This is a genomic window from Leifsonia sp. HAY1-4F, assembly GCF_056755275.1.
Genome location: NZ_JBNDHX010000198.1, coordinates 1 through 972 on the forward strand (window position 1 = coordinate 1; position 972 = coordinate 972).

Sequence of the window (972 nt, forward strand, 5' to 3'; positions counted from 1 at the left end):
GCTGGAAGGGTGCGCATCCCGAGAACGAGCCCCAGCCGGCCACGTTTTATAGCGCCGGCGCAGAAGGCTACACGGACTATCCGCGGCTGAGCGCTTAGCTACTCGCGATACGAGGCCTTCATCGCCCGTGCCGCTGGGCAGGGCCCTCCGGGCGCGTCGCTGACGGGTAAGGACGACGGGCGGGGCGAAGCTGAACAGGTGAATCTGTCGTCCGCCATCGAGCAGTACGAGAGTCACCTGCGGGTGGAGCGGGGGTACTCGCCTCAGACGATCCGCGCATACCGGGCGGACCTGGCGGCGCTCGCCGCGTTCGCGGGGGAACGGGGCGTGGAGACTCCCGCCGGACTCACCCTCGACCTGTACCGCGACTGGCTGTGGGAGGGCTCCCAGCGCGGACTGGCCAAGGCGACGCTCGCCCGGCGCTCGGCATCGGCGCGGGGCTTCAGCGCCTGGCTGGCACGCGTCGCCGGTGGGACCGGTGGGACGGGCGAGTCCGTGGATGCCGCGGCCCGGCTTCGGGCGCCGAAGGCGGACAAGACCCTCCCTCGGGTGGTCACCCGGGAGCAGATGGACGGCATCCTGGAGTCGCTGGCCGCGCGGGCGGACGACGGTGACCCGGAATCGGTGCGGGATGTGGCCGTGATCGAACTCCTGTATGCGGCAGGGATCCGCGTTTCCGAGCTCACCGGGCTCGACGTCGACGATGTGGACCTCGATCGCCTGACGGTGCGCGTGATCGGCAAAGGATCGAAGGAGCGCGTGGTTCCGTTCGGCGTGCCGGCACTGCGAGCCCTCCGCACGTGGCTGCGCGAGGGGCGACCGCGGTTCGCTGTTCCTGCGTCGGGTCCTGCCCTGTTCCTCGGAACCCGGGGAGCGCGACTGGGCACCCGCGCGGTCTACCAACTGGTGGCCGGGCTCCTGGCCGATATCCCTGGGCGCGGTCCCTCCGGACCCCACGCCCTCCGCCACACC

1 protein-coding gene is annotated in these 972 nt (G+C 71.3%); it reads left to right on the forward strand.

The features are described 5' to 3' along the window. Window positions 1-198: 198 nt before the first annotated feature. Window positions 199-972, forward strand: a 774-nt coding sequence (locus ACPYOG_RS19165; protein ID WP_481295728.1) for a tyrosine-type recombinase/integrase, incomplete at its 3' end; no start/stop codon positions are given.